The organism is Neobacillus sp. 19 (assembly GCF_049463095.1).
In the GTDB taxonomy this organism is placed as follows: domain Bacteria; phylum Bacillota; class Bacilli; order Bacillales; family Cytobacillaceae; genus Neobacillus.
The window spans coordinates 1-26630 of the sequence record NZ_JBMPZU010000072.1; the positions used below are offsets into that span (position 1 = coordinate 1).

23 protein-coding genes and 1 pseudogene are annotated in these 26630 nt (G+C 39.1%); 4 read left to right on the plus strand and 20 right to left on the minus strand.

What is annotated here, in order from left to right; genetic code table 11:
- Positions 1-211 precede the first annotated feature (211 nt).
- The 3 genes from ACO1D1_RS22860 to ACO1D1_RS22870 are packed head-to-tail and all read right to left on the minus strand — an operon-like array spanning position 212 to position 1099.
- Positions 212-481, minus strand: a complete 270-nt coding sequence (locus ACO1D1_RS22860) for a type I phosphomannose isomerase catalytic subunit (protein WP_423337253.1) — start codon at positions 479-481, stop codon at positions 212-214.
- A complete protein-coding gene (locus ACO1D1_RS22865) occupies positions 417-941 on the minus strand; it encodes an NUDIX domain-containing protein (protein WP_423337254.1) in 525 nt (174 codons plus the stop codon). The genes ACO1D1_RS22860 and ACO1D1_RS22865 overlap by 65 nt, the downstream gene beginning before the upstream one ends.
- A gap of 29 nt (positions 942-970) precedes the next feature.
- Positions 971-1099 carry a hypothetical protein gene (locus ACO1D1_RS22870; protein ID WP_423337255.1) on the minus strand — a complete coding sequence of 43 codons (129 nt, stop codon included), beginning with the start codon at positions 1097-1099 and terminating at the stop codon, positions 971-973.
- A 141-nt stretch (positions 1100-1240) separates the two neighbouring features.
- On the opposite strand from ACO1D1_RS22870, the gene ACO1D1_RS22875 reads away from it, so the two are divergent.
- Genes ACO1D1_RS22875 through ACO1D1_RS22885 form a run of 3 tightly spaced genes read left to right on the plus strand, consistent with a single transcriptional unit; the run spans position 1241 to position 4921 of the window.
- On the plus strand, positions 1241-2734 hold the full coding sequence (locus ACO1D1_RS22875; protein WP_423337256.1) for a spore germination protein: 1494 nt from the start codon (positions 1241-1243) through the stop codon (positions 2732-2734).
- Positions 2735-2768: 34 nt separating this feature from the next.
- The gene (locus ACO1D1_RS22880) at positions 2769-3863 is read left to right on the plus strand and encodes a GerAB/ArcD/ProY family transporter (protein WP_423337257.1); all 1095 of its coding nucleotides are present in this window, start codon (positions 2769-2771) and stop codon (positions 3861-3863) included.
- Positions 3860-4921, plus strand: a complete 1062-nt coding sequence (locus tag ACO1D1_RS22885) for a Ger(x)C family spore germination protein (protein ID WP_423337258.1) — start codon at positions 3860-3862, stop codon at positions 4919-4921. The genes ACO1D1_RS22880 and ACO1D1_RS22885 overlap by 4 nt, the downstream gene beginning before the upstream one ends.
- Positions 4922-5002: 81 nt before the next feature.
- Here ACO1D1_RS22885 and ACO1D1_RS22890 read toward each other — a convergent pair whose 3' ends face one another.
- The 16 genes from ACO1D1_RS22890 to ACO1D1_RS22965 all read right to left on the minus strand — a co-directional run bounded on the left by ACO1D1_RS22890 (position 5003) and on the right by ACO1D1_RS22965 (position 24073).
- A complete protein-coding gene (locus tag ACO1D1_RS22890; RefSeq protein WP_423337259.1) occupies positions 5003-7198 on the minus strand; it encodes a beta-N-acetylhexosaminidase family protein in 2196 nt (731 codons plus the stop codon).
- A gap of 432 nt (positions 7199-7630) precedes the next feature.
- On the minus strand, positions 7631-7864 hold the full coding sequence (locus ACO1D1_RS22895) for a hypothetical protein (protein WP_423337260.1): 234 nt from the start codon (positions 7862-7864) through the stop codon (positions 7631-7633).
- A 751-nt stretch (positions 7865-8615) separates the two neighbouring features.
- The gene (locus tag ACO1D1_RS22900; RefSeq protein WP_423337261.1) at positions 8616-8807 is read right to left on the minus strand and encodes a hypothetical protein; all 192 of its coding nucleotides are present in this window, start codon (positions 8805-8807) and stop codon (positions 8616-8618) included.
- 12 nt (positions 8808-8819) lie between these two features.
- On the minus strand, positions 8820-9716 hold the full coding sequence (gene iolE, locus ACO1D1_RS22905; protein WP_423337262.1) for a myo-inosose-2 dehydratase: 897 nt from the start codon (positions 9714-9716) through the stop codon (positions 8820-8822).
- A 256-nt stretch (positions 9717-9972) separates the two neighbouring features.
- A complete protein-coding gene (gene iolG / locus ACO1D1_RS22910; protein ID WP_423337263.1) occupies positions 9973-10998 on the minus strand; it encodes an inositol 2-dehydrogenase in 1026 nt (341 codons plus the stop codon).
- Between the two features lie 114 nt (positions 10999-11112).
- Positions 11113-12132 (minus strand): LacI family DNA-binding transcriptional regulator, encoded by a 1020-nt coding sequence (locus tag ACO1D1_RS22915; RefSeq protein WP_423337264.1) that lies wholly within the window; start codon positions 12130-12132, stop codon positions 11113-11115.
- A gap of 48 nt (positions 12133-12180) precedes the next feature.
- Positions 12181-13203: an inositol 2-dehydrogenase gene (gene iolG, locus ACO1D1_RS22920; RefSeq protein ID WP_423337265.1), complete on the minus strand. Its 1023-nt coding sequence runs from the start codon at positions 13201-13203 to the stop codon at positions 12181-12183.
- An 89-nt stretch (positions 13204-13292) separates the two neighbouring features.
- On the minus strand, positions 13293-14534 hold the full coding sequence (locus tag ACO1D1_RS22925) for an anaerobic sulfatase maturase (RefSeq protein ID WP_423337266.1): 1242 nt from the start codon (positions 14532-14534) through the stop codon (positions 13293-13295).
- Between the two features lie 10 nt (positions 14535-14544).
- Positions 14545-16032, minus strand: coding sequence for a sulfatase (locus ACO1D1_RS22930; RefSeq protein WP_423337267.1), 1488 nt, complete (start codon positions 16030-16032; stop codon positions 14545-14547).
- 89 nt (positions 16033-16121) lie between these two features.
- Complete coding sequence (locus tag ACO1D1_RS22935; protein ID WP_423337268.1) at positions 16122-17621, minus strand: sulfatase; 1500 nt, start codon at positions 17619-17621, stop codon at positions 16122-16124.
- A gap of 73 nt (positions 17622-17694) precedes the next feature.
- A complete protein-coding gene (locus tag ACO1D1_RS22940; protein WP_423337269.1) occupies positions 17695-18528 on the minus strand; it encodes a carbohydrate ABC transporter permease in 834 nt (277 codons plus the stop codon).
- Positions 18521-19456: a carbohydrate ABC transporter permease gene (locus tag ACO1D1_RS22945; protein WP_423337270.1), complete on the minus strand. Its 936-nt coding sequence runs from the start codon at positions 19454-19456 to the stop codon at positions 18521-18523. The genes ACO1D1_RS22940 and ACO1D1_RS22945 overlap by 8 nt, the downstream gene beginning before the upstream one ends.
- 70 nt (positions 19457-19526) lie before the next feature.
- On the minus strand, positions 19527-20924 hold the full coding sequence (locus ACO1D1_RS22950; RefSeq protein WP_423337271.1) for an extracellular solute-binding protein: 1398 nt from the start codon (positions 20922-20924) through the stop codon (positions 19527-19529).
- Between the two features lie 10 nt (positions 20925-20934).
- Positions 20935-22308 carry a sulfatase-like hydrolase/transferase gene (locus ACO1D1_RS22955; RefSeq protein ID WP_423337272.1) on the minus strand — a complete coding sequence of 458 codons (1374 nt, stop codon included), beginning with the start codon at positions 22306-22308 and terminating at the stop codon, positions 20935-20937.
- Between the two features lie 483 nt (positions 22309-22791).
- Positions 22792-23808, minus strand: coding sequence for a LacI family DNA-binding transcriptional regulator (locus tag ACO1D1_RS22960; protein WP_423337273.1), 1017 nt, complete (start codon positions 23806-23808; stop codon positions 22792-22794).
- An 85-nt stretch (positions 23809-23893) separates the two neighbouring features.
- Entirely contained in the window at positions 23894-24073 is a 180-nt protein-coding gene (locus ACO1D1_RS22965) for a LysR family transcriptional regulator (protein WP_423337274.1), read from the minus strand.
- Between the two features lie 323 nt (positions 24074-24396).
- Here ACO1D1_RS22965 and ACO1D1_RS22970 point away from each other — a divergent pair, with 323 nt between their 5' ends.
- A complete protein-coding gene (locus ACO1D1_RS22970; protein ID WP_423337275.1) occupies positions 24397-24543 on the plus strand; it encodes a hypothetical protein in 147 nt (48 codons plus the stop codon).
- A gap of 932 nt (positions 24544-25475) precedes the next feature.
- Here ACO1D1_RS22970 and ACO1D1_RS22975 read toward each other — a convergent pair.
- Positions 25476-26630, minus strand: a pseudogene (locus ACO1D1_RS22975) (hypothetical protein); the annotation flags it as partial.

The window sequence follows — 26630 nt, forward strand, 5'->3', positions numbered from 1 at the left end:
CTCATTTTCAATAAAATCGCGGGGCGTTATGCATCCAATAAGGGGCATTGGCTTCATTTCCAATCAAATCGCAGGGCGATATGCATCCAATAAGGGGCATTGGCTTCATTTCCAATAAAATCGCGGGGCGTTATGCATCCAATAAAGGACATTGCCTTCATCTGAATACGAAAATGAAGCAAGGCAACCAACCGGCCCCTTGCTTCACTCACTACAGATGATCCAACGTCACGCGCGCATATCGTCCATTTTCAATCACTGAAGGGCCATTTGGATGAGCAGCAATCTCCCAGCACTCGCCGGTATGTTCAGTTGGAATGTCATAGCCGAACTCTTCCTTTAAAACGGTACCGCCCCAAATTCTCCCCTTAAAAACTGGTTTTAAAAATAGCGGTTTCAGAAAACTTCCCTCTAAATTAATCCGTCTTAAATTTATATCGTAAAACTGCCGCAAGACCGGCGCCATGCTTAAAATCGCCATTACTGATTATATCCTTCAATTCCTGCATCGTAACGGTATGTAATTCAATCTGTTCACTGTTTTCTAATTTTTGCTGGGTTGGAGTTAAGCCTGCCGCAGCAAATAAAAAGATCTCCTCCGTCGTCGATCCGGCAGATGGATAAAAGCTTCCTAAATCAAGCCAATGCTCAGCCACATAGCCCGTCTCTTCCTCAAGCTCTTTTTTCGCGACCTCAAGCGGGATGCCATCGCCATCTATCATCCCGGCAGGTAATTCCCATTGCCAGCTCTTTACCGCATGACGGTATTGTTTCAAACAAACCACTTCATGATTTTCCGTGATGGGCAGGATGCAGACACCCTTTGTAATATTTAAATAGGAAAATGTCTTTTCCTCACCGTTAGGAAGAACGACCTGATCAATTGTGATCCCATATCGATCCACCTGTTTTTTACTAGAATTAGTAATCTTCCAAACCATTTTCCTCACCTCATTTTTTAAAAAAGTGTTTATGTCTCTGTCAAAGCTCTGTCTGCAAGTAATAAGGCTCCGATCATGCCGGCATCATCGCCCAGACAAACGGCACAAACAAACTTTGTTCCGCCCGCCTCAATTGCACCTAACTTTTCACCCCCCAAAATAAATAGAAACCTCTATCTGATTTTAAATCAATTTGAATGCGAATAACAATCGTGAGCTTGACCACAGTGCACCTTCTATTCATAGTTCTTCCAATTACGGTAACAATAATGGTAACCCGAAATAGATGGTGATGATGCGTGAAAAGATGGTTGAAACCAAAGAGCGAACCCGTACATAGTGAAAAACAAGACTGGACACAAACAATTGCAAAATCGAAGGACTTTAAAAAGGCCTTTTATGATCATCCAAAAACAAATGTACAGTTTTGCCTTACATTTATAACGACTTTAGTGGATGAGGAAATCGTGCAGAAGGGGATCCTTTCTCCTTTACTAGAAGGAGAGTTTCAGTCGATTGCTGATCTAAAGAAAATCGTCCCACTTGAAGATGTTCAACTCTGTGGGGATCCTTCCAAAATTGAAGATACATTATGCCAGGGCTATGTGCTGCTGTCCCTTGAAACAGAGGAAAAGCGTTTCGCTTTTATTGCGGCCAAAAAGGAAAAGACCCGTCCTGTCACATCACCAGAAGTAGAGATTTCTGTTATTGGACCAAAAGAAGCCTTTGTGGAATCCATGGAGACAAATGTAAACTTAATCAGAAAAAGATTGCCGATCAAAGAGTTAGTAGTGGAAGAGTTTACCGTTGGAAGTCTATCGAAAACAAAGATTGCCGTCCTACATATTGAAGGGATTACGAATCAGGAGAATGTCAATACCGTCAGACAGCGTTTGAAGGATGTTGAATTTGATGCCATTACGGATAGTTCTTATCTCGTACAACTGATAGCCGATAACTCGAATTCACCTTTTCCGCAGTTTTTAGATACAGAAAGGCCGGACAGAGTCGCGGCGGTTTTAGCCGAAGGAAAGGTAGCCATTTGTGTAGACGGTTCACCGAGTGTGTTGCTTACGCCGACTACTATTGTTAATTTTTTCAGTGCCTTCGAAGATTATTATTTAAATTGGATGATCGCTTCCTTTTTCAGATTACTGAGGGTGTTTGCCGTTGCTTTTTCCATCTTGGTAACCCCCCTTTATGTGGCAGTGCTTACCTATCATTATGAAATTATTCCCCATGACCTATTAGGCACATTAATTTCATCAAGGAGGATTGTTCCCTTTCCCCCTGTCCTGGAGGCTTTGTTCTTAGAATTGACGATTGAATTGTTAAGGGAGGCGGGGGCGAGGCTGCCAACAAAGGTAGGGCAGACCATTGGGATCGTGGGAGGAATCGTGATTGGGACGGCATCGGTTGAAGCCGGCCTTACAAGTAATGTTCTGCTCATTCTGATTGCCCTTGCAGCCCTTTCTTCCTTTACAACACCTATATACAAGATGGGCAATACCATCCGGATCCTTCGCTTCCCATTTTTATTTTTTGCACACTTATGGGGGCTGCTTGGGATTGTATTTTGTTTTTGTATTTTATTGACTCATTTAATTCGGCTTACTTCTCTTGACAGGCCGTTTTTAGAGCCTTTTTATCCGCCAAGGGTGTCTGATTTAAAGGATTCCCTCATCCGCTTACCATTTAGCGAACTGGCAATAAGGCCGCAATTTCTAAAAACAGAAAATCCTTACCGCTATAGTAAGAAAAGGGCAAAGAGGAAAAAGGATATTGAGGAATGAATAACGGACAAGGAATAAATTGGGAGGTGGACCGATGAGAAATGAGCAAACCATTCCTGACAGGCTGAAAATCTCCCCTTTCTTGATTTTTTACGCGATTATGGCCATGCAACTCGGACTCGGTACCTTTGACTTTCAGCGCAGAATTGCCAAACATGCCGGCTATGATGCCTGGATTTCAATCCTGTTTACCGGTTTATGTCTTCATTTGATTCTTTGGATGATGTTTAAAATTGCTGAAACCGTTAACGGAGATCTGGTAACGGCCCATACGTATGTAGCAGGGAATTTGCTCGGGAAGGTACTCAGTTTTCCGCTTATTGGCTATTTCCTTTTGCATTCTTTGGCTACTCTTCGTACATTCATTGAAATCATTCAAATTTGGATGTTTCCGGAATTAAGCATTTTCTGGTTCACCTTCTTCTTTTTAGTGCTTTGTATGTATATTGTGTTCAGCGGACTCAGAACAATCGTTGGAATCGCCTTCTTCTCCCTTGTTCTGCCGTCTTACTTACTGTTAACGTTCAGCTTCAATATACCCTTTTCTAACTTTGAAAGTTTACTGCCTATTTGGGACCATTCTGTAACAGATTTGCTAAAAGGATCTTTTCAGATGACCCTTTCCATTATCGGCTTTGAAATCGTGCTGTTTCTTTACCCGTTTATAAAGGATCCGCAAAAATCGAAAAAATGGGCTCATTTGGCTGTCCTAACGACCACACTGCTATTGACGATTTTTGCGATTATTTCGTTTGCCTATTTTTCGGAAGGACAGCTGCAAAAGGCATTGTGGCCGACATTGTCAATGTGGAAAATTGTAAAGCTATCCTTTGTCGATCGCTTTGAATTCATCGGAATTGCCAACTGGAATTTAATTATCCTTCCCAATGTTTGTATCTCGATCTGGATTGGCTCCAGGCTCATAAAAAGGATCTTTCCGATTAACCAAAAAAAAGGGATGTATATGTTCATTATCGCCCAATTAGCTGCTATTAATTTCATTCACACACGGGAACAAATTGACTTCTTAAATCGGATTGTGGCGAAAATAGGGTTTGCTTTTACGATGCTGTACATTCCTTTATTATTCATTACCGTCCAGATTGCGAAGAGGGTGAAGCAAAAATGACAAGACTGATCTTCTGTGTATTCTTACTAATTCCTCTGTCAGGATGTATTGAAAAAAAAATCATTGATGATATTAATATCGTCACTGGTGTCGGTTTCGACCAATCAGGTGGTCAAATGATTGGCACGTTTTTAACACAAAATTTCAAGCCTGATAAAAGTATTATCAATCAAACCTTTACCTCAAAAGCGACTTTAAGAAGAGATCTTTTAATAAAGGCGAATAAACAATCCCCCCAGCCTCTTGTCACCGGCGGTTTGGCCATAACAGTGATTGGGGAGGAGCTCGGAAAACGCGGCATAAAAGATATATTGGATGTATATCAAAGGGATGTGTCCATCGGAGCCAGAAACTTTTTTGCCACCGCCGAAGGGAGAGCGGAGACTATTTTACAAGGAGAATATGGAACAATCGGAAGCGGAAATCATTTGTACAATCTTCTCGATAACAATATAAAGAGTAAAGATTTACCCAAAATGAATCTCCATTTGTTATTGCGTGATTATTATCAAAAAGGAAAAGATATTTATCTTCCCAGATTAAAGAAAACCAGTGATACCCAAGTTGAAATCAGCGGGCTTAGCCTGTTTAAAGAGGATAAAGTGGTCACTGTCATTCCGATTGAAAAACTGTTTTTCTTCAAGCTGCTGGTAGACAAGTACAGTCAGGGGAATTTTTCAATCTCGAAGGAAACCGATGCGAAGGCATCCATTAGAAGCATCCGTTCCAAACATATATTTAAAATAGCAGAAAATAACCCCTCCCACTTGACCATTCAGATTAAAATCAAGGGAGCCGTCCAAGAATATACAGGAAAGAAACTGGTAACAAAGGATATAAAAAAGATTCAGGAAGAGCTAGAAAAGGAAGTGGAAAAGGAATGCTTACAGCTAGTCAAGCAATTCCAGCAACAAAACATCGACCCGATTGGATTAGGCCACTTTTATAAAAGCAGGAATCGGGGGTTTGATTATAAAAAATGGGAAGCCGATTATCAAAATCTGCAGGTGAAAATTATCTGCAACGTCGTTATTGAAGGGACAAGCATTATCAGTTAGAAACCACTGGGACGTTTCGTGGTCTTTTCCTTTAAGAAAAGCCCGCAGATCCGTCCCCCTGGCACCTGGCACCCCCCGGTCTTACTTTTCTACAGGCGGGGTGATGAGTACTTGTCCATTTTCTACAAGGACCTTTGCACCAATAACGGCATGGAGATCAAGCCAATTTCTTTCCATCCAATTGCTGTTATGGATACTTAATACAAATCCGTTATCTGGGATGGCGGAATTATTGCCGCCTCTTTTTACAACGATCCCGTCTTCCACGGTTACTTCATAGCCATATGGATTGGTTCTTGTGGTCTCCCCGTGCTCTGGTGTATATTGAATCAGTTGATCGGCTCCCCGTTTTGCATTGACGCCGTCCAATGCTCTAGACTTTACATTTTGGCCCCATATACCTTGTACAAGGAACGGTCTGAGCGCAGACTCTCCAATTTTTTGCGGGATCGCATCGATCTCTTTCAATAAAGACTTCAATTGTTCTTTGTATTGCACCGCTGCCTCTAAGTCATTTGATTTGTCCGCTAGTAAGCCTTTAACAGCCAATTGACCCGCTTCCCCGTATAGTTCAATCTTTTCTAAATACGGTTTTGTTTCATTTAGAAATTTCTCATTATCCAGTTGTTGACGCAGTCTTTCTGGTGCAGAACTCAAATTCTCAAATTCAGCTAGGAGCCTATTGGCAGCCTGCTCCATATCATTGGTCCCATAGGCTTTCCAGAACGCTTCAATCAGTGGTGTTAAGGTCAAGGAATCCTTATTATCAATCGTTGATGAATACGAATTTTCCGCAAATGTTCTCAAGGCATCTGCCGCCTTGCCGCCAAATGATTGGATACTGCGCTCCCACGAATCGGTTGGGTTATAGCCGCCCTGATTCCATGAGTAATCAGCAATTGTAAATAATGGAATCTTCGAAGCTTCTGCTTCATTCATTGGATTCGCCGTTAAGCCCTCTACACCGTGCTTCGTTAATTCCGTATCTCTTTTATCAAGCGGACCGAGGAAGATTCGATTCCGTTCGAAATCGTTCACCGGGTAATTGTCCCATAACAACAAATCATGTTTAAAAATATCCCTTACCTGCTGTGCATCTTCTGCTGTGATTTGTTTGGCAACCACATCCGGTCCCGTCCACATAACGAGCGTATCCTTATCGAGCAAATCGGCAAAGCGCTCACGGTAGGTGTTAGATTGATTTCCGGCATAATCTGTTGGAACAGTAATCAGCCGCTCTGCCCCCTGATGTGTGTCGATAAATTCTTTCGTAAAACGATTCAACAGATAGGCATGGGCTGCAGCAATCGGGTCCGCATCTTCGCCAAATTTCACTTGATCCTGTTCACAATGTAAGTTTTTATCAATATCATCCAGGAAAATAGCATAGGAGTTTACCCCTAAGCCCCACATCTTTTCCATCTTCTCCTTCAGCAATTCAAAATCCTGATCCCCTGAATAGCAAATGGATTGACCCGGTGAAAGGGAGAAAGTAAACTTCACATGGTTTTCCTGCGCCTTCTCAATTAGTTCAGTGATTCGTGCCAACTCTTTTTCCGGATAAGGTTCGCGCCAATTTTCCCGATGATAGGGATCATCCTTTGGTGCGTAAATGTATGTATTCAGCTTGTTCTCTCCATAGAATTCCAACTGATTTAAGCGATCCTCATGTGTCCAAGGCGGTCCATAAAATCCTTCGATGGAACCCCGAATCGTCATGTCAGGCCAGTCACGGATTTCCGCCTGAGGAAACCAATCCCTGCCTTCTTGTTTTTGAATCATTTGTGCAAACGTCTTTGCCGCATAGAAGGTTCCTGTCTGGTCCTTTCCCGCTAGTACAATCTGTTTTTTACCTTTGCTGCTTGAGGCAAGGACATAGCCTTCATCCTTCAATGCTTCTGGACCTTCAATACCCATATCTTCCAGCACTTTTGCGGAAGCCGCATTTTCAGAAGGGCCGCCAATCCATACAGTAACAGGTGTAGTGACCTTTTCACCCGCGTTATAACGAATAATTTGTATTACATCTGCTGCTTCCAGCGTTTGAACAACCTCACTCACTGCATGTTCATCGGTTTCTTCCCCTACAACAATTCCCACTTTCGGTGTAAGCGGAAAACCTTGTTCAGTTACTTTTAACTCCTGTGGTTTCGGGTTAATTGCTAGATTGACTTCGCTAGCTGCTGATGCCTTAGTAACCCCATTTACACTAGGGATACATAACAATAAGGCAGAAGAAACGACCAGCGCCCTTTTCAAACTTTTTAAACCAATCATCCTTTACGACTCCTTCTTTGAATTGAATTTGTTTTCAAATGGTACCTTCCTATCAAAAGGTAAGATCCGTGCTTTGGCCTCCTTTTGATCGACTTTTTTATAATTGGCTTTACTGGATTCTCTATCTTGGAAAAATAAAAAAGGCACGGAAAACTAGCGAGATTGCTCCCGCTTTGTTTTCCATGCCTAGTATCATCTAGTAACATGAAACCAATTATTTCCTCCCATACTAAACCGCTAACATTGATACGTCAATGCAATTTTGAATATTTGATCAAATAGAACTATAAACAGAATGGAACGGGGCCGCGGGTAGTTATTTAGTATCACAAGTTCCCCATGGTCATAGTGACCCCATATAAATAGGATTCCATCCCGCTATATAGACAGCGTGACAGAACCCTTTATTGTTGAAGAAGAACCATGGTTCCCTTAATATCCTTCTGGTTTATATTTCACCTCCCAGCGGTCACCATTTTTAAAAAATGTGCCTCCGGGATATTGTTGATCTAATTTGATGATCATTTCAATATCAGCATCCGTTACATCGGAAGATTTCCTTTTAGGAAAGGAATCACTAGTTTGTTTTTTCTTCTCTTCAACTGTAATTTCAATAAAACCCGTTTTAGGAATAAAAATGAAATCCTTTTTGTCTCCTGGCCGCATCGATTCCCACACTCCTTTCTCATCTCTATATAACATTTAAACAAAAGGCCAAATTTCCCTTGTGGCGAATTTAAGAACTTTTTTGCAGACTCCTCGTTTTAGCCATGAAAAACCACCTTTATAGAAATAACTCATTAATTCTTTAAAGGTCAGCTCTTTCTCCTCTATTCTTACAGGAATGTTAAAAAGTGTTCATAAATTCAACATAAAGGATAACAAATGAAGGGATAAAAAAAGAGAGGCTGGCTCTCGGTTAATATTTTCTCGTTTTATTACTTTACCTGTCTCTTCTTCTATTCCATGATTTTAAGTCCTTGCTTAAACCTAAACAAATCCATTTCTTTGAGGGGAACCTTTTAACCCTTCTGTAAATTGTGTTCCTCCCAAAACAACTGGAATTTGCCCTATACCCTACCATGTGGTTAATGATGCATATCCCTTACTATAAGTATAATAAGTTATTAAATTAGGAGTTATATCAAAATAATCAATAGTCTATTATGCCTCTACAGCCCATAATTGAGATTTCATTCTTCTTGGGCATCCAAAATTATACGCAAAGATCTTACCCATAAAATAACCTAAAGGCCCGACTCCTTCGTATGTGCTAGTCGGGCCTTTTCTCGCGTTAAAACATCCTATTGTCCTCTTAAGAAGCGTTCCTATAATCATTCCTTCGCCCTTCAATGGAGATACACAAGACCGTGGTCATGTTTAACGCAAAATTTCGATTAGTATGTAATTACCTTTTCTACGAAAATAACCCATAACAGAGAAAATTCCCTCCGGCTTGATTCCCGTGTATTCGCGACGATTTTCTTTGTTCGGAGCCGCTGGCACCGCTCACCATTTCCATTTCCATGTTTGCAACACTAAACGCCCCCAACACCGTGCTGACATACCTCAGCATGTTCGAGGATTCTTTCATTTTTACTAATGTCACGATTTTACTCCTTTATAGTCCACTTATATCACGAATATAACGGCGCGCTTTCAAAGCATATTCCAATGGATTAGCAATAGCAGAGTCCTGCTCTGCCTCGACAACAAACCATCCTTTGTACCCCGCCCGATCTAATGCCTCTAATACTGGCTTAAAGCTAATAACTCCATCTCCGGGCACCGTAAACACCCCAGCCCTTACAGCCTGTAAAAAGCTCATCTTTTCTTCACGAACCTTATTAGCCACTTCGATCCGTACATCCTTTAAGTGGACATGATGAATACGGTGGATATATTTATTTAAAACATGTAAATGATTTTCACCGGAAAAAACAAGATGTCCCGTATCGTAAAGTAGCGATACTTTATCAGGGATCGTTTCTGTCATCAGTCGTTCAATTTCTTCCGTAGTCTGAATTCCTGTCCCCATATGATGGTGATAGACAATTTTCATACCTTTTTCAGCAGCAAGGTCGCCTAGAAGATGGAGCCCTTCGACTAGTAGCTTCCACTCGTCATCCGAAAAAACAGGCTTTTTCTCAAACAGTGGTGTATCCATCCCTCCTTGAATGCTCTTGCCTTGTTCAGATACTACAATAACCTTTGCACCCATTTCATGTAAAAAATCCCGATGTTCGATAAAAGCATTGATAGTTTCCTCATATGGCTTTGAAGTCAAAAAAGCACTAAACCAAGCACTTGCGATTTCTAGGCCCCTTAAGGATAATGCTTTCTTTAACACCCCCGGGATACGAGGGTATTTATTTCCGACTTCACTTCCTGAAAATCCTGCAAGGGCCATCTCACTAATACATTGCTCAAATGTTACTTCACCGCCAAGCTCTGGCATATCATCGTTTGTCCAGCCGATTGGCGCAATGGCTAATTTCACTTGATTTCCCTCAAACATGATTACTCCCCCTATTAGTAAGCACGCGCTTTTTCTAAATTTGCTTTTTTTCTTTCATATGCAGCCTGAACGCTTTCTTTATTCGAAACCTCTGCAACCCCAAAATTTCACTAGGCATCATAGCCATATGTCATGGTTAATGGTAATACTTTAATATCAATACAGAGTCTTCCAAAGCTATCAAATCTAACGATCTATCTTGTTTAGATGTGAGCGGATTCATGTTCATCCCCTCCTATCCTATCCTGGAATAAGATTAATAGATTGCAGTGGATTGACCAATCTGCTCTAGCTTAACTGGGACCCCTGTTTCCAACGATTCTTTTGCTGCTTTTGCAATCCGTTCAGCCTGAATACCGTCAACACCGCTACAGATGATTGGTTGATTCTCAAGAATCGCAGTGACAAACTCTTTTACCTCATCTACGTATGCCTGTGCGTATCGCTCGAGGAAAAAGTACAACGGTTTTTCTTTGGACACATGTTCTGCAGTAGAAAGCTCAACCGTGTTCACCCGGTTGTTATCCGCCTGCGCGGCACCTTTGTCACCAAAGACTTCTAAGCGCTGGTCGTATCCATAAGCTGCTCGTCGGCTATTCTCAATAATTCCAAGGGCACCATTTGCAAATTTCAAGGTAATGATAGCAGTATCAATATCGCCTGCTTCACCAATGGCTGGGTCAACTAAAATGGCACCATTTGCAAATACCTCTATTACTTCACTGTCTATGATGTATCGGGCCATATCAAAATCGTGAATCGTCATATCCATGAATAGTCCGCCTGACGATTTTATGTAATTAACGTTTGGTGGCTCAGGGTCACGTGAGGTTATCCTTAAAATATGCGGATTCCCGATCTTTCCTTCCTGCACAAGCTGGCGAACTTTACGGAAGTTCGGGTCAAATCGACGGTTAAAACCAACTTGGAGCTTTACTCCGGCTTTTTCAACGGCCTCGAGTGCCTCTTTTGTTTCTTCCAAGGAAAAGCTGACAGGTTTTTCGCAAAAAATATTTTTTCCTGAAGAAGCAGCTTCCTTTATTATCGTTGCATGTGTATTTGTAGGGGAACAAATAAATACAGCATGAATTTCCTTATCATTAAGAATGTCTTCATAATTTGTGGTCAAAACTTCAATCTGTTTCTCTTTAGCCCATGATTGAAGGTGACCGACTGCAATATCTGATACACTTTTGACCCTAACCTGCGGAATACATCTTAAATTATCAACATGTATTTTCCCAATACGTCCTGCACCAATGATTCCTACATTTAATACCATTACATTTACCTCCCTTTTTTTGGATGGCAAAGCGCATAATTTTCATTCATCTAAGTTAAGCGCTTAACCTAGTGCTCAAATATAAAGCTGCCGATTTAAGTTAAGCGTGCAGCTTTATTGATTTAATTTAGTTATATTTAAATCTCTTACAGACTCCCGTTCAACCAAAGTAGGTGCAAGTAGTATTCTATGTACTGGCGAGTCAGGACTTTCAATAGAATGAAGGAGTTTTTGAATAGAATAACTAGCTAATTCTTCAATTGGCTGGGCGATGGTCGTTAAGCCAGGGTCTGATAATTCTGCATGAATCGTGTTATCGTAACCTATAATCGATAGATCTTGGGGAATAGAAACTCCCGCTTTTCTGGCTTCAATAATAAAAACAGCCGCGATTAAATCCGTTGTAGCAAATACTGCTGTCGGTTTATTTTCCAAATTAAAAATTTGCCGGGCAGCTTTCTTTGCTTCTTCAATTTTAGACTTTGCTTCAACAATAAAAACATTTTCCATATTTACGCTTTCGTCAATAAGGGACTGCTTGAATCCCTCTAAACGTAAACGGCCGCTTGCCCGTTGAGGCTCTGTAATAATAGCAAAATTCCGATGTCCTTTTTCTAATAAGTAACGTCCCGCAAGGTAGCCACCTCTGATATCATCTGTAGTTACAACGTGCGAATCTAAAGAAAGATGATCTATTGAAAATAAAACACAAGGAATATTCCGATTTTGGAGATTTCTAAATTTATTGATATTCCTGGATTCCGTTGCAATGATTATGCCATCTACTTGCTTTTTTAAAAGAAGTTCAAGATAGTCATGCTCACGTTCAATTTGATAATCCGTACTACATAAAATAATTGTATAGCCTAAATCATGCGCATTATTTTCTAGTTCACGGGCTACCTCAGCAAAGAATGGATTCGCTATATCCGGAACAAGCACGCCAACAGTATACGTTCTTTTTCCTGTCAATGCTGCTGCTACGCCGCTCGGCCGATATTCGAGTTCTTTCATGATTTGAAGAACCTTATTCTTTGTTTTTTCACTGATTCGGCCCGTATTATTTAAAACCTTGGATACGGTAGCAATTGAAACGTTTGCTTCTTTTGCTACATCATAAATTGTTGGCTTCATGACATTCTCCTCAAGTTCATGACAGTTTCACTGCTGATGGATGAAAATTTATAAAATCTCAATAATTTGGTTTGTCTCAAAAGATTTTTGGCAAGCAAGAGCTACAACTGTGTTTTGTAATCCATCATATGCGCTAATCCCTGGTTGACGTTTTTCTTTGATACAGTCGATAAACTCTTTCAGTTCACTAATATATGCTTCTCTAAAACGTTCAGGAAAGTTTTGAGAAGTAGGTCTTACAACCCCATTTTCGTTAAATACAGTAACTAGATTTTTTTCAGGAACAGATGCTACCCGTAACATTCCTTTTGTTCCGATGATTTCTGTTTCTACATGGTATCCATGGACTGCATTTCGGCCAGCCACAAGGATGGCCATTGTTTTATCTTCTAATTGCATCATCGCTGAGCCTGTTTCTAACTCATTAAGTTGATCTAATTCAGGATAGGCAGAATTTTTACCAATTGCCCAAACCCGAACGACCTCTTTATTCGTAAACCATCTGATGACGTCAATATCATGAATGGACATATCTAAAAATATACCACCACTATTGCTCGCCTTAGCAAACTTTACAAAGCTTTTCAAACCTGAGATGGGGTCTAAGCCGTAGCTGCGAATCACCATCAGATCTCCCAATTCCCCATTATCTATTAAATTCTTTGCATATAGATAGGATTCATCATAACGTCTATTAAACCCAAGTTGAAAAATTTGTTCCGGATGATCATGAATCACCTGTACCGTTCTTTTAATTTCTTCTAAATCTAGACCAATTGGCTTTTCACAAAACACGTGTAATCCCTTTTCCATTGCCTGCCGAATTTGCTCTGGATGATAGCCAGAGGGCGATACAATACATACAGCATCTAAATTGGGGCTAGCAATCAGATCTTCATAAGAATTATAAATTTCTTCAATACCTAGTTCGGTTGCGGCAAACGCTAACTCCTCATCACTGAAACTGCAAGCAGCTACAAGAACAGCTCCAGGAACATTTTGAGCTAAATTAGTCGCATGTATTTTGCCCAATCTTCCTAATCCTACAATACCCACTCGAATCTGATTCACAAAACTTGCCCCCCTTAAGTTAGAGTCTAAAAAATCGTTGGAACAAGCCACCTAATCTAAATCGTCATATCGAAACCTTATTAATAGGTTTACATCACATTGTTTATAAGATGGCCACAACATTTTTTAAATTTTTCCCCGCTCCCGCATAAGCAGGTCTCATTTCTTTTTGGAAACTTTTCCCCTCTTTTTACCGCTGTTTGGAGCCAGTTAATCCTTACCTTTTCCGATAAATGCTTCATCCGGCTGTCAGCATATCGATAGAGCTGCATATAGCTTTCACAAAAATAATCTACATCTTTCCCTTGATCACCACGACTCCTTGGGCAACCACCATGACAAAGATTTAAGTATTCACAGCTTTTACATTTATCTGGGAGCGTTGGTTTCAAGTTGAGAAATTGTTCATATAAAGAATGGTTTAATATGGCTTCTAACGAATCATTACCAATATTACCTATCTTATAATCTTCATGAATGAAAAAATCACATGGATAGGCATCACCATTTTGTTCTAATACAAGCATCTTTGGGCAAGCTTCGCGGTGAATACACAGCTCTGCTCCTTGATGAAGATACATGCTTAATAGATTGTCAAAGAATCGAACAGACCTTTGAGGATTTCCGTGGTTATACCAATAATCAAAGGCTTCGCACAAGAATTGGCCAAATTCTTCTGGAGTGATTAAATATTTTCCCTCTTTGTCAATTTCCTGTGAGCGAAAATCCATACATGGAATAAATTGAACATAACTGAATCCCTGCTTATCATAAAAAGCCATTAGTTCTTTCGCATTACCGACATTTCCCTCGTGAATGACCGATAATATATTAAAACTAACTCCATATTTTTTAAGATAATCAATTCCTCGCATTACTTGGTCAAAGCTTCCTTTACCAGATCCCGTGATCCGTCTAGCGTCATGAATCTGTTTTGGCCCATCCAAACTTACGCCAACCAAAAATTGATATTGCTTAAAAAATTGCGCCCATTCTTCCGTAATTAAAGTAGCATTGGTTTGAATAGAATTAGAGATATGCGCATAAGGTGGAGCGTATTTTCTCTGAAGAAATACTACTTCTTCAAAAAAGTCCAGTCCGGCAAGAAGCGGTTCTCCCCCTTGCCAGACAAATCCTGCTGCACCATTGTTTATTTCCATATATTCTTTGATAAACTTCTCAAGAATCTTCGAATCAATTCGATTAATTTTTCCCGGATTTCCGCCACAGCGACTGTAATAACAATAATCACATTTTAAATTACACGCCTCTGAAACAGTTTTCCACATAACCCCAAAAGACTCTTTATTAACAGCTATACAACTAGTCATACCACCCCTCCTATGCAATAGGAGCATGAACCTCTAATCCGAGACGTTCAAACTGCTCCTCCGGTGCTTCATTTTCTTCCATTAAATTAATCAGATGATTGATCATTTTCTTTTCGATTTCAGAATTATGAATAGAATTTGATTGAGCTGGATCCGCTTGAATGTCAAACAACATCGTCCTATAGGCATCGAAATCAACATCATAAACGGATTCTGATTTCATCTTCATTGTTTGAATGCCTTTTGTAAATGAGAACGGTGCCATTAGTGTAATATTTTTTAATGTTTGTAGACTGTAAAATTCACGCAGCCGGACTGGCATTAACGTATAACTATTGAGAGGCTGATTATCATTTGTCGCTGGGCCGCGCATATAAACGTACTTCCCATCCGTACAATTTACATGGCCGCCATGAATTCCAAACAAAACAGCTTCCCTTACAGGCTTATTCGCTGCAATGGTGTCGCGCAATGGCTTTCCTTGCATTTCTTTAGGAATCTCGATATGAAAGAATTCGAGAAGCGTTGGCGGGAGGTCAATCATTTGGACAAGACAATCATTACGTTCTCCCATTCTTTTGCTTCGAGGATCCCAGATAAACAATGGTGTCCGTGCTACCTCATTGTAAAATGGCTGGACACATTTGCCCCAAAAATCATGTTCACCTAGTAAAAAGCCATGATCGGTATTTACAATCAGCATTGTGTCTTCCCATAAATTCAGCTTATCCATCATATCAAGGACTTTTCCTAAATATGCATCACACATACTAAGTAGTGCTTTATATTCAAAACCACAATGCTGAACCTGCTCTCGCGTTTCATTGACCTTTCCATATCTCGGCCAATCAAAATGCGGTCCGTTATAATCATGTTCATATAATTTGCGATATTTTTCATGAGCATAAAATGGCTCATGCGGATCAAACGTTTCAATCTGTAAAAACCAATTATCCTCTTGAGAGTTTTTCCTAATAAACTCAAGCCCTCTTTCAAAAGTAATCGCTTGAGGGAAATCTTCTTCCTTTGTTATATATTTTCGATTAACCCAATCGTGATGGTTGACACTTGGAAGATCATGGCCGCCAATCATAGGAGGAAACTTAGGTTTTTTCACTACCCCCTTCCATGTATCCCCTTCTTGCCCTCGAGAAAATTCAAAGCTGTTGTACCTAGTATGATAATTGTAGCCCCCATCCTCCCAATAGTGCTGATGATCTGTTATTAGATGGGTATATATACCATTATTTTTCAGGATTTCAGGCATGGAATTATCAAATGGTTCAAGAGGTCCCCAACCTCTATGCAGGAAATTATATCGCCCTGTATGCAAATCACGTCTCGCAGGCATACATGGCATACTTCCTACCCAGCTCTGATCAAATGTAACTGTTTTTTCCTGAAGACGTTTAAAGCTTGGAGCATATATATCCTCATAGCCATATGGAGGAAGCATGTGGCGATTTAAAGAGTCAAACATAACCATTATTGCCTTCATAAGAAATACCTCCTTCAGGTCAAATTTTGCAGAATTAGCAAACTTTCTAAATAGACGAAAGGAAAAATAATGAAAGATGGTGGAAGTTTTTATATACCTAACCGGATGAATTGCTCCTCTGGTGCATCACTTTCTGTTAATGCACGTGAGAGCATTTCGATATATTTTTTTTCTAACATTAGATCTTTAATAGGTTTATTTTGTTTATAATCTTTTTCAAGATCAAATAGCATATTTTCGCCGATATGTTCGCCCCGTTGACTAAATCGCTGGCTCACATCAGAAATTGAAATTTCATTTGAAGGAATTTTAAATACAGGGTATTCTGTCCATTTTAAAAATCTCCCCGCCTCAATCTTTTTTAAATCTTTTATTAAATCACTATTAAAAGATTGTTTAAGGGTTGTTGGCATCGATGTATATAAATTTAACGGAAAATTACCATCGTTAGCAGCTGCCCTAAAATAAGTAAATTTCCCATCTGTTATATTGACATTCTTGCCATAACATCCAAAAATAGCGAAGTCTCTAAGTTTATCAGATTCATCATTTATCAAAGGCCACCAAGATTTACCATGGATTGGATTTCTGCAATCTTCCTTTTTAATCCCAAAAAAATCTAATATTGTTGGTAGAATATCAGTATTTTGAGTTAAAGCTTGTATTCTCTTCCCTGTATGTTTTCCACCAGGTAAATGAACCATTAATGGAATATGCGAAATTTCGTTATACATTGGCATGTAATTTTTCCCGAGAAAATCATGTTCTCCAAGCAATGTTCCATGATCAGTTGTAAAAATAACCATTGTATCTTCCCACATATTAAAACGATCCATTGTATCTAGTAATTTACCAATCCAATTATCAACCATTGTTACCAAACCGGCATAACGATTAGATAAATGCTTCAATGCTTTTGAAGACACTTCCGTTTTTCTCTTATATTCGGGCCATAAATAACATGGTCCATCATAGTCATCCGCATATAAATTCAGGTATTCTTTAGGGACATCAAACGGTTCATGAGGATCAAAAACCTCAACCCACATCAAGTAATCATCTGCATGCTGATTTTCTTCGAGCCAGTTAACAGCGGATTGAATTGTTTTTGGGGTAGTAAAATCCTTCTCCTCGACAAATTTACTTTTATTTAAATAATATTGTTTCGGATAACGGCCTATATGATCTGGCAGTTCCTGATCAGAAACTCGAGAAACCCAAGGGTCCAACTCTTGACCTCTAATAAAATCCCAAGTTGTAAAGCTCTGATAATAATTTTCTCCGCCTGTTTCAAAATAATGATAGTGATCTGTAACAATGTGAGAAAAGACTCCATTTTTCTCTAAAATTTTTGGCAGTGTTTCATCAAAAGGTTCAATCGGCCCCCAGTTTCTTTCTAAAAAGTTCAACCTGCCCGTTAACATGTCACGCCTTGCCGGCATACACGGAAGTGACCCTGCCCAGTGCTGGTCAAATGTTACTGACCTTTTTTGAAGTCTTTCCAAATTAGGGGTTTTTACCGGTGTACTTTCATATATACTTAAAAAGTCTCGTCTTAGCGTATCTGCAAGTACAACAATTGCTTTCATCACGATCCTCCTAAAAGTTTTAGCAGATTCTTAGATGATAGTAGCTTGGGTAATTTCACCTTCTCATCTTTAGTTACCCTTTCACTGCTCCCATTGTCATACCTTTTACTAAGTATTTCTGTGCCACTAATGCGATTACGAAAACTGGAATAGAGAAAGCAGTTGCGGCGGCGCTCATTTCACCCCAGTTAACGTTAAACTGTTGAGCCAACCTTGAAATGCCAACCGGAAATGTCATGGCATCTGGTGTAGATGTTAGTATTAAAGCTAGTAAAAACTCGTTCCAAGCAAGTAAGAAGCAAAATATAACGGATGCTGCCATACCAGGCCCTACAAGTGGCAGAGCGACCATTCGGAAGATTTGAAACTTTGAGCATCCATCAATTTCAGCGGCCTCGCCTAAACTTCTTGGAAGTTCATCAAAAAACGCCTTCATCATCCAAATGGTAAACGGCATGTTCATTGCAGTGTAAATCAAGATTAAGGCTAGTTTAGTATTGTAAAGCCCAAAGTTATTCAGGATAAAAAAGAACGGAATCGCAAGTGCCATAGGATGAATAACCCTTACAACCAGCAACCATGTTAGAATAATAACATCAAGCTTATATGGGACTCTTAACCAAGATAATGCATAAGCTCCCATTGTCCCAATGACCATGGAAAGAATTGTTGAAACGACTGAAACAATTACACTGTTCTGAAGAAACTGAGGATAATCAGAACCCCTTGAAAAGAATAAATTCTTATAGTTATCAAGAATCGGACTAAATAACACTTTATTTGACATAATGGAAATAAAGTCCTTAAAGGAGGTTAGAATTATAAAAATAAAAGGGATTATGGTTATTACAATTGCTAAAGCTAAAACAATATAGCGCATGATTAATACTTTTTTGTTTTTATTCATTTGAACCCCCCACTTTTTTATAAATCACTCTGTTCAGTCCCCAGCTAATTAAAGCACCCAAAACAACCAGTATGAATGACATTAATGACCCATAGCCAATTTCCCAGTATCTGAAAGTAACTTTATAAGCATATAGACTTGCTATTTCTGTTGCATCTCCAGGACCACCGGATGTTAAAACAACAAATTTATCAAATGCTTTTAATGCATCCATAGCCCTGAACATTACCGCTACAATTAAGGTAGGAGCAAGCATAGGTAATGTAACCTGCCAAAACTTTTGCCATGCAGATGCTCCATCTACATCAGCAGCTTCGAGCGGATCTTTTGGTAAGGATTCTAAGCCTGCAATAACAATCAAATATACAAAGGCCGTCCATTGCCATATATCACTAAGAATGATGGAAGCCATGGCAACATTAGGGTCAGAAAGCCAACCAACCGTCGGTAATCCCATACCCTTTAATACAGCGTTGAAAAGACCAAACTCTGGGTTATACATTAATCTCCAAATTAAACCCACTGCTACAGGTGAAATAACCATTGGTAATAACAGAATTGCTCTAAAGGGACCTGAAACTTTTAGACCTTGACTGACAAGCAGCGCTAAAGCTGTCCCAAGAATTACTTCCCCACCTACACTACCTACCATATAAACTAAGGTTTTGCCCATTGAAGAGAAAAATGCCGCATCCGTTAGTAACCTTGAAATATTTTCAAACCCGGTGAATTCGATGGAAAAAGTAGCATCTGATAACTCTACTTTACTGAGCATTAAATTTAATAGATTGATAATAGGGAATGCGGTAAAAATCAGTAAAATGATGGCTGCTGGTGAGATCATCAATAAAAGAAATAATCGATCAAAATTAAATTTCTTTTCTCTAATAGTCTTCTCTTTTGAAACTACTAAAGGCAAATTTTCCATTCCACTGCTCCTTTCCATTTACAATAAAATGAATATCCGCGAAAAAATTCTCGCAGACATTCATTTCTATTTATTTACTTGTAGCTTTAAATTTGGTAACTTCCTCCAACGCCTTCTCAGGAGTAAACTCCCCAATAAGGATCTTGTTCAGACTACGTCCCAACAGATCTTCTAATTCTGTATAATTTTTGATAGCTGGACGGGAGTACGTATATTTTGCAGCTTCCTCCATTGCCTTAAGATATCTAAATTCAGGCTGGTCTGCTAATTCAGATGTATAGATATCTTTTCTTACTGGGATACCACCTGACTTTGTAAATTCGATTTGAGCCTCCTTAGAGGTAAGCCACTTCATAAAATCTAGTGCGCCTTGTTTATTCTGACTGCCTTGCGGAATTCCCATTAAGAAGGCACCGTTCGTACTTGCTGGTGTACCACCTTCTCCCGCTGGAGGGACAACAAAATCAATTTTATCTTTCACAACGGAATAGCTAGGATCATCCATAAAACTGAATTGTGCTGCCACCGTTAATCCCATTGCAGCTTTTCCAGTTGCTAAATAGGACAATACGTCAGATTGACCAATATCAGCAATACCTGGAGGCGCATATTTAGTCATTAACTCGAGCCATGTATCAACAGCCCTTTTTCCTGCATCATTATTAATAATAACGGTATAGTCTTTCTCAGCAGGATTAGCTAAAATGTCTCCCCCATGGGAATATAAAAACGGCAGAAAATCATACGATACGCGATTTCCTGATTGTCCTCCAGTAACAAAACCGTACATTTCCTTTTTCGGATCGTGTACCTTTTTTGCAATATTTAAAACATCATCCCAAGTTTTTGGAGGTTCAACTCCTAAGTCCTTCAAGATATCCTTACGATAATACAACAATTGCAAATTCCCATTAACAGGAAGTGTTACGACATCACCGTCTTTGGTAGGATACTGTTTTTCTTTATCCCAGCGAGTAAAATAGTTATATTCAAGAATTTCTGGATCTAGTGAAAACTTAGGGTCAACCTCTTTAATTGGTGTTAGATATCCAACAGAATTCAGCAATGGTGTCCAACCAACATCAACAAATGCAACATCAAATTCGTCACTTTTTGTAGTCGATGCCGTTACATATTTCTCATAAAGACCATTGTACGGAAAAACATTAAGCTTAACTTTATTCCCTGTCTCTTTTTCATATAACGGGACAATACTTTCAATTGCCTTTTTCCACGGAGAATCATGAAGAGCGATAGAAATTTCTTTGCCCCCTTGTGCATCTGTATTTTTATCTCCAGAAGAAGAAGTACTTTCAGAAGGCCCCCCCATTTTCCCCCCGCTCATACATCCAGCGAGCACCGAAGATATTAATACCAAAACAAAAAGGTAATAAAAAACTTTTCTCAAGGATATCCCTCCTAGTATTATTTTATAAAGCGACTCTATCAATTTTTTGAATGCTTTCATTGATGCTTTCCTAAACTAATTTAACTTTTTGCCTATATTCATCTATGGATACACGGCGTTGTCCATTTGGACCGGCAGGTTTAACAGGTGCTTTTTCGATAATAGGCTCTATTTCTCCAGCCTCTGCCATTCTTTTAATCAATCTTTCCCTCATTGCGTCGGCAATGGCTAAATGCGATTGAAATCCAATCAGATTAACCAGTTCATATGGATCTGCCTCCAAATCGTAGAGGTATTCCTCAACATAATGTTCTGAATAGGAATCATTCCATCCATCTTTGTCTGGGGCTGTTACAGCATACTTCCACCGTTTTGTTCGAATCGCCCGGGAAACTTGCGATTCACTTATTTGGATGAACGCTTCCTCCGGCCAATCCTCTTTATGGCCATTTATTAGCGGAAGGATAGACCGACCTTGCATATCTTCTGCGATAGGTATACCCGCAGCATCTAGAAGAGTAGGGGGTAAATCGATTAAACTAACAAGTTCTTGAATTTCTCCTCCTCCATTAAACCCCGGACCATATAGGGCCGTTGGCACCCTTACGGAACTATCATGGCAAGAACGTTTATATTCATCATTCCTTGTTTTAAAGTGGTTTCCATGATCAGAAGTAAAGAGTATGATTGTTTCTTGATCTAAGCTTAAGCTCTTAAGAGCATCTCTTAATCTGCCTAACGCCTCATCTATTCGCTTTACCATTCCGTAGTATCCGGAAATATGATGGTGGGTTGAACCTCCTAAAGCAGCTAAATCCGGTGGAATCCATCCACCAATATATCGCTCTTGATATCCATCGGGAGCGGGGTAATTATCATGATGATTCTGATGATGCGGTTCAAGAAATGAAAGAAATAGAAAGAAATTTTCATTTTGTTTCTCATTGATGTAGCGGATTGCAGCATCTGTTAATGCATCAACCCGATATCCGGGGAGTTTAACGGGATTGCAATGATTGTCATAAACAACTGTGTCATAGGCATCTGAAGTGTATTCTAGTGTGTCCGCACCAAGCCAAAATTCGTATCCGCCACGACGGTGTTCAGGGACAGGATCTTCTCCGCCAAGATGCCATTTACCTATGTAAGCTGTTCTATACCCTTCACTTTTAAAGTAATGAGCAAGCGTCTTTGTACTTTCCGGTAATGGAATTTCATTTCGGTAACACCCTGTGGTTGTTGCATATAAGCCAGTTTGTAAACATGACCTTGCCGGTCCACAAACAGGTTGACACGTAATAGAATGATTCACATGAGTTCCTGTTTTTGCCATCCGATCAAAATTGGGTGTTAATCCTAATGGATTCCCATGGGTACCCGTGGTATCCCAACGCTGTTGGTCAGTAAAAAACACAATTACATTAGGTTTTTTTTTACTTTGCATGAGATTTCCTCCATAATTTTTATAGTTTCTGATATTGTCAGAAAAACAACTTAAGGAAGTTCATAACATTTTAATTTCAGTATAAAAGGTAACTCAACATATCAACGCAAAGAACTATTTCAGATTTTTGGGAATTAATTCTCCTCTCTAAATTAAGAATGAAAATTTCTTTCTTTTTTGCAAAGAATAGAAATTTGCGAAATAATTTTAGGAAAGCGCTTACCTAACTAAATCTAATTTTAACCCCATTATTTTCATTTTTCAACCTATTTTTGGGAATCTTTATTAAATTTTGATAATTTAAAAAACAAAGGTTTAGAAGAATAATTATAAAAAATAGCCAGGCTTTTATCATCAGCCTGGCATCTAAAAAAACGTTATTGTACAAAAATTAGACTGCTTAATGCATTAAGGCCGTTAATAAGCCTAGTCTTCTGAAAAAATGAGCTGACCATTTTGAAAGCTAAAAAACAACCTACTATTCTACCAATTAATTTTTCCCATCTCATTTGTCGAGCCACGAATTATTAACTCTGGAGGTAAGATTACCCTTTGCTTTATTTTTTTTGCTCCTTTTATTTCACTCATTAATAATTCCATTGCCTGTTCCACAATTTCATCAGTTGGGTGGGCAATTGTAGTTAACGGCGGGTCTAAAACCCTTCCTAAAATAGTGTTATCAAATCCTATTACCGAAACATCATTTGGAATAGTTAGACCTATTTCTTTGGCAGCTTGGTAAACCCCTGTCGCGAGAAATTCATTGTACGCAAAAACAGCAGTTACCGCTGGAGAATTTTTAAAAAGTTCCAACGCAGCGCATTTTCCTCCGTCAATAGAATAATCTGTGTAATAAACTAATTTTTCATCGTATTCAAGTTCATTATCTTGCATGGCTTGCTTGTATGCTTGAAATCGATTATTATCACTAATACGTTTTCCATTACCTAAAATACACGCAATTTTTTGATGACCTAGTGATATGAAATAGGTAACCGCTTGGTACACTCCTAAATAATCATCCACTGAAACAACATCAATTTTTACCTGGGGCATATCCTGGACAATTAAAACACAAGGGAGGTTTTCAAGCAGTAGATGCCTGGAGTTTGAATATGTAGTAGCATTTGTACCAATTATTATTCCATCTACATTTTTTTGTATTAATAATTGCAGATACCTTTCTTCTAAATCGAGATTATTATCCGTATTACAGATTAAAAGATTAAAACCTTGTGTCATACCAATTCTATTTGCTTTATTAACGATTTCAGTATACAAAGGACTTTCTATATTCGGAATGATAATTCCTACTGTTACATTTTGGGTACCCGTTAATGCAGTTGCAACCACACCTGACTGATAACCCATCTCCCTTATTATATTAAGTACCTTTTGTTTCGTTTTTTCACTTACTCTTCCACTATTGTTAATTACTCTTGAAACTGTTGAAATGGATACCCCGGCTTTTTCCGCGACGTCGTAAATGGTTATCTTCATTATTCACCATCTCTTTAAAAATATAATTTTAATACCTACGAATAAATTGGTTTTACAAACATTTAGTGGTGATTTTCCCCATTTTTTATTCATTTCGGATAAAATGGCTTAAACCCTTTTTTGAAACTAGCGCCCCATAATTTTCTTCAAACTGATAATTTTGCCTTGTGACAGCCGGTTGTGAGACAAAGTTTATACGTGCAGCCTTACTAATACTTCCTTCTTCAACCACTGAGTAAAACATTTTTAAACTATCAGCATTCATCTCGTCCTACTCCCTTATTTCATATAAGGTTCCATAATTGGATCAATTAAAATCAAAATACTCCTAAATAATAAATATTAAAATGATTGATAAAATTGTTATAACATTTAGTTATACCCTATGAAACAATTTGATTATACACATACCATTTATTTGATAACTTTAATATATCCTTTAAGGGGGGTTTTGTCATGAAAATCTCGACGGGATTGATCATTTTAGGCGTTGGAATGATTGCTCGCGGGGGCTTCATTTTTGTGCTGGCACTTCTCATTGTTTTTCATTTGGAACCCGCGATCGCTGCAGGATGAGGAATTTCCATTGTGATCATAAACTCCTTATCAGGTGTGGCCGGATATACAAAAAAGAAAATGATTCACTACCGTGCAGTAAGTATGGGGGCATTTCCAGGTTCATTAACTGGCGTTTGGCTGCTGCCCCTTTTTGTAGAATCATCGTTTAGCAATTGAAAAAACACCTTTATTGAAATACTTCATTAATTCTTTAAAGGTCAGCTCTTTCTCCCCTATTCTTACATGAATGTTAAAAAGTGTTCATAAATTTCGGCAATTATGTTTATAAATTCATCATATAGGATAACAAACGAGGCGATAAAAAAGAGAGGCTGGCTCTCGGCTAATATTTTCTGGCTTTATTACTTATAAATAAAGAAACGCTCTGAATCCCTCCCATGATCAGACACATCTCGACCCTTTTCTGTCATTATTCCTATCAAACAAACGTTTATTTAAAACCACTTCAAATCCTTGATAGATACACCTTTTTCCACCCCAATTGATAAAAAAATTGTTGAAAGGTGCAATTAAATATGGAGGTTAGCAGATCTGCACCTCTATTTTCACGAATCGACATCGTTTCGACGAAAATCCGTATATGCTATACTATTCAAACATTTGTTTGAAACTGCAGCAAGGTCTTGGTAAACATAAATTCCCACAACCATTCTTATAAAAACATTGTCGATAATTCCCTAGGAAATTTGCAGAAAATAACCGATGATCTTTCAATACCAAACAAGTTTCACGGAATTATACATTTTTCTACCTATCTCCCGTCATTCCGCAATGAATTAAATGTTTGTTTGAAAAGTGCCGCAACCTGCACCGAGCCTCAAGTTTTCTTCCCAAATGTCTAAAAGGATTGTAGAAACTTGTCTCAAAAATCCTTATAAAAAGAATCAAGGATCCCTCTGCAGCGGCATTGGTTACATTTGTATAAGCATAAAAAATAGGCAGCATCCAAAGTCGGTACTGCCTACAAGCAAAGCTGCATAAACGTATAGAATCCACACAAAAATGTCGCAGACTATTCCCACAGCCCCTAACACCACCATCTCGCAAACAAATGAAGATGGAAACTAGTAATCAATTTGTTCTTTTTGCTACTCTTGATAATAATTAAACTTCACCATATCTCCCCATACAATACCAACCATGTCGTCTTGTTGTTCGTAGAACATCTTAAAGTCCTCTCGTTCGTAAGTAGTTGGATTGTTTGAGTTTGTAATTTGATCAAAATAGAGTTTAATATTTTCTGTCGTTTCTGGTGCCCCTATTTTTGGCGCTGTTTCTGCGAGGAAATCAATGTATTGTCTTGGTCCACCGATAAATTGCTTTGTTGCAAAAGCTACTAAATCGTCACCATTATAAATAATAACCAGAGCCATATTTTTCTCGACGGTATAACCATAGCGATCAGCCACTGCTTTTATATTTTTAAAATAGACAGGGTCGATTAATTCTACTGCCTTGCCATCCATACCTACCATAATACCGTCAATGATATCATTAACTGCCATATTTCCATTGTCATAGAAATAGTATTGGTCGTTGCCAACCTGAACCCAACCCGTTTGCATGACACCATTTTTACCTAAATAATACGTATCGCTGCCTGTCTGCAGCCATCCGGTTTTCATCGCTCCGTTAGCATTTAAGAAATACCAAGAGGCACCATCCTTGAGCCAGCCGGTTTTCATTGCACCAGATTTGTAATCAAAATAGTACCATTGACCTGATACGAATTCCCAGCCTGCCTTCATGGCACCATTGCCTTTTAAGTAGTACCATGCATTTCCATCCTTAAGCCATCCTGTCTTCATGGCCCCGGAGGATTGCAAGTAATACCACGTACCTCCGTCTTTTAACCAGCCTTTGGACATTGCTCCATTACTCTTTAAATAATACCAAGCGCCATCATAGATCCACCCGGTTTCCATCGCGCCTGATTGATTAAGGTGATACCATGCGCCACCTGTATGAATCCATCCGGTTTGCATCACTCCTTTAGAATCTAGGAAAAACCATGTATTTCCGGATGCTAACCAACCCTTATGTAATTTCCCTGATGAGTAGTAATACCAGCTACCACCATTATACTGCCACCCAGTTTTTGAAGTACTTGTGCTTGTACTTACACTTGTACCCGTGCTTCCGCCTGAATTGCCGCCATTATGATAGTGGTACTGTCCGTATTGGAGGCCCCACTTCTCACAATTAGTCCTACAAGTATGTCCTCCGTTTGCATCCGTGTTGCC

Coding starts and splice junctions, on each gene's coding strand:
- ACO1D1_RS22960 (WP_423337273.1), bottom strand. CDS start 23,808: ATGAAGATAACCATTTACGACGTCGCGGAAAAAGCCGGGGTATCCATT.
- ACO1D1_RS22935 (WP_423337268.1), bottom strand. CDS start 17,621: ATGAAAGCAATTGTTGTACTTGCAGATACGCTAAGACGAGACTTTTTA.
- ACO1D1_RS22955 (WP_423337272.1), bottom strand. CDS start 22,308: ATGCAAAGTAAAAAAAAACCTAATGTAATTGTGTTTTTTACTGACCAA.
- ACO1D1_RS22945 (WP_423337270.1), bottom strand. CDS start 19,456: ATGGAAAATTTGCCTTTAGTAGTTTCAAAAGAGAAGACTATTAGAGAA.
- ACO1D1_RS22965 (WP_423337274.1), bottom strand. CDS start 24,073: ATGAATGCTGATAGTTTAAAAATGTTTTACTCAGTGGTTGAAGAAGGA.
- ACO1D1_RS22885 (WP_423337258.1), top strand. CDS start 3,860: ATGACAAGACTGATCTTCTGTGTATTCTTACTAATTCCTCTGTCAGGA.
- ACO1D1_RS22895 (WP_423337260.1), bottom strand. CDS start 7,864: ATGCGGCCAGGAGACAAAAAGGATTTCATTTTTATTCCTAAAACGGGT.
- ACO1D1_RS22930 (WP_423337267.1), bottom strand. CDS start 16,032: ATGAAGGCAATAATGGTTATGTTTGACTCTTTAAATCGCCACATGCTT.
- iolG (WP_423337263.1), bottom strand. CDS start 10,998: ATGGTATTAAATGTAGGAATCATTGGTGCAGGACGTATTGGGAAAATA.
- iolE (WP_423337262.1), bottom strand. CDS start 9,716: ATGTTTGAGGGAAATCAAGTGAAATTAGCCATTGCGCCAATCGGCTGG.
- ACO1D1_RS22925 (WP_423337266.1), bottom strand. CDS start 14,534: ATGACTAGTTGTATAGCTGTTAATAAAGAGTCTTTTGGGGTTATGTGG.
- ACO1D1_RS22940 (WP_423337269.1), bottom strand. CDS start 18,528: ATGAATAAAAACAAAAAAGTATTAATCATGCGCTATATTGTTTTAGCT.
- ACO1D1_RS22880 (WP_423337257.1), top strand. CDS start 2,769: ATGAGAAATGAGCAAACCATTCCTGACAGGCTGAAAATCTCCCCTTTC.
- ACO1D1_RS22950 (WP_423337271.1), bottom strand. CDS start 20,924: ATGAAAGCATTCAAAAAATTGATAGAGTCGCTTTATAAAATAATACTA.
- ACO1D1_RS22890 (WP_423337259.1), bottom strand. CDS start 7,198: ATGATTGGTTTAAAAAGTTTGAAAAGGGCGCTGGTCGTTTCTTCTGCC.
- ACO1D1_RS22915 (WP_423337264.1), bottom strand. CDS start 12,132: ATGAAGCCAACAATTTATGATGTAGCAAAAGAAGCAAACGTTTCAATT.
- ACO1D1_RS22865 (WP_423337254.1), bottom strand. CDS start 941: ATGGTTTGGAAGATTACTAATTCTAGTAAAAAACAGGTGGATCGATAT.
- ACO1D1_RS22860 (WP_423337253.1), bottom strand. CDS start 481: ATGGCGATTTTAAGCATGGCGCCGGTCTTGCGGCAGTTTTACGATATA.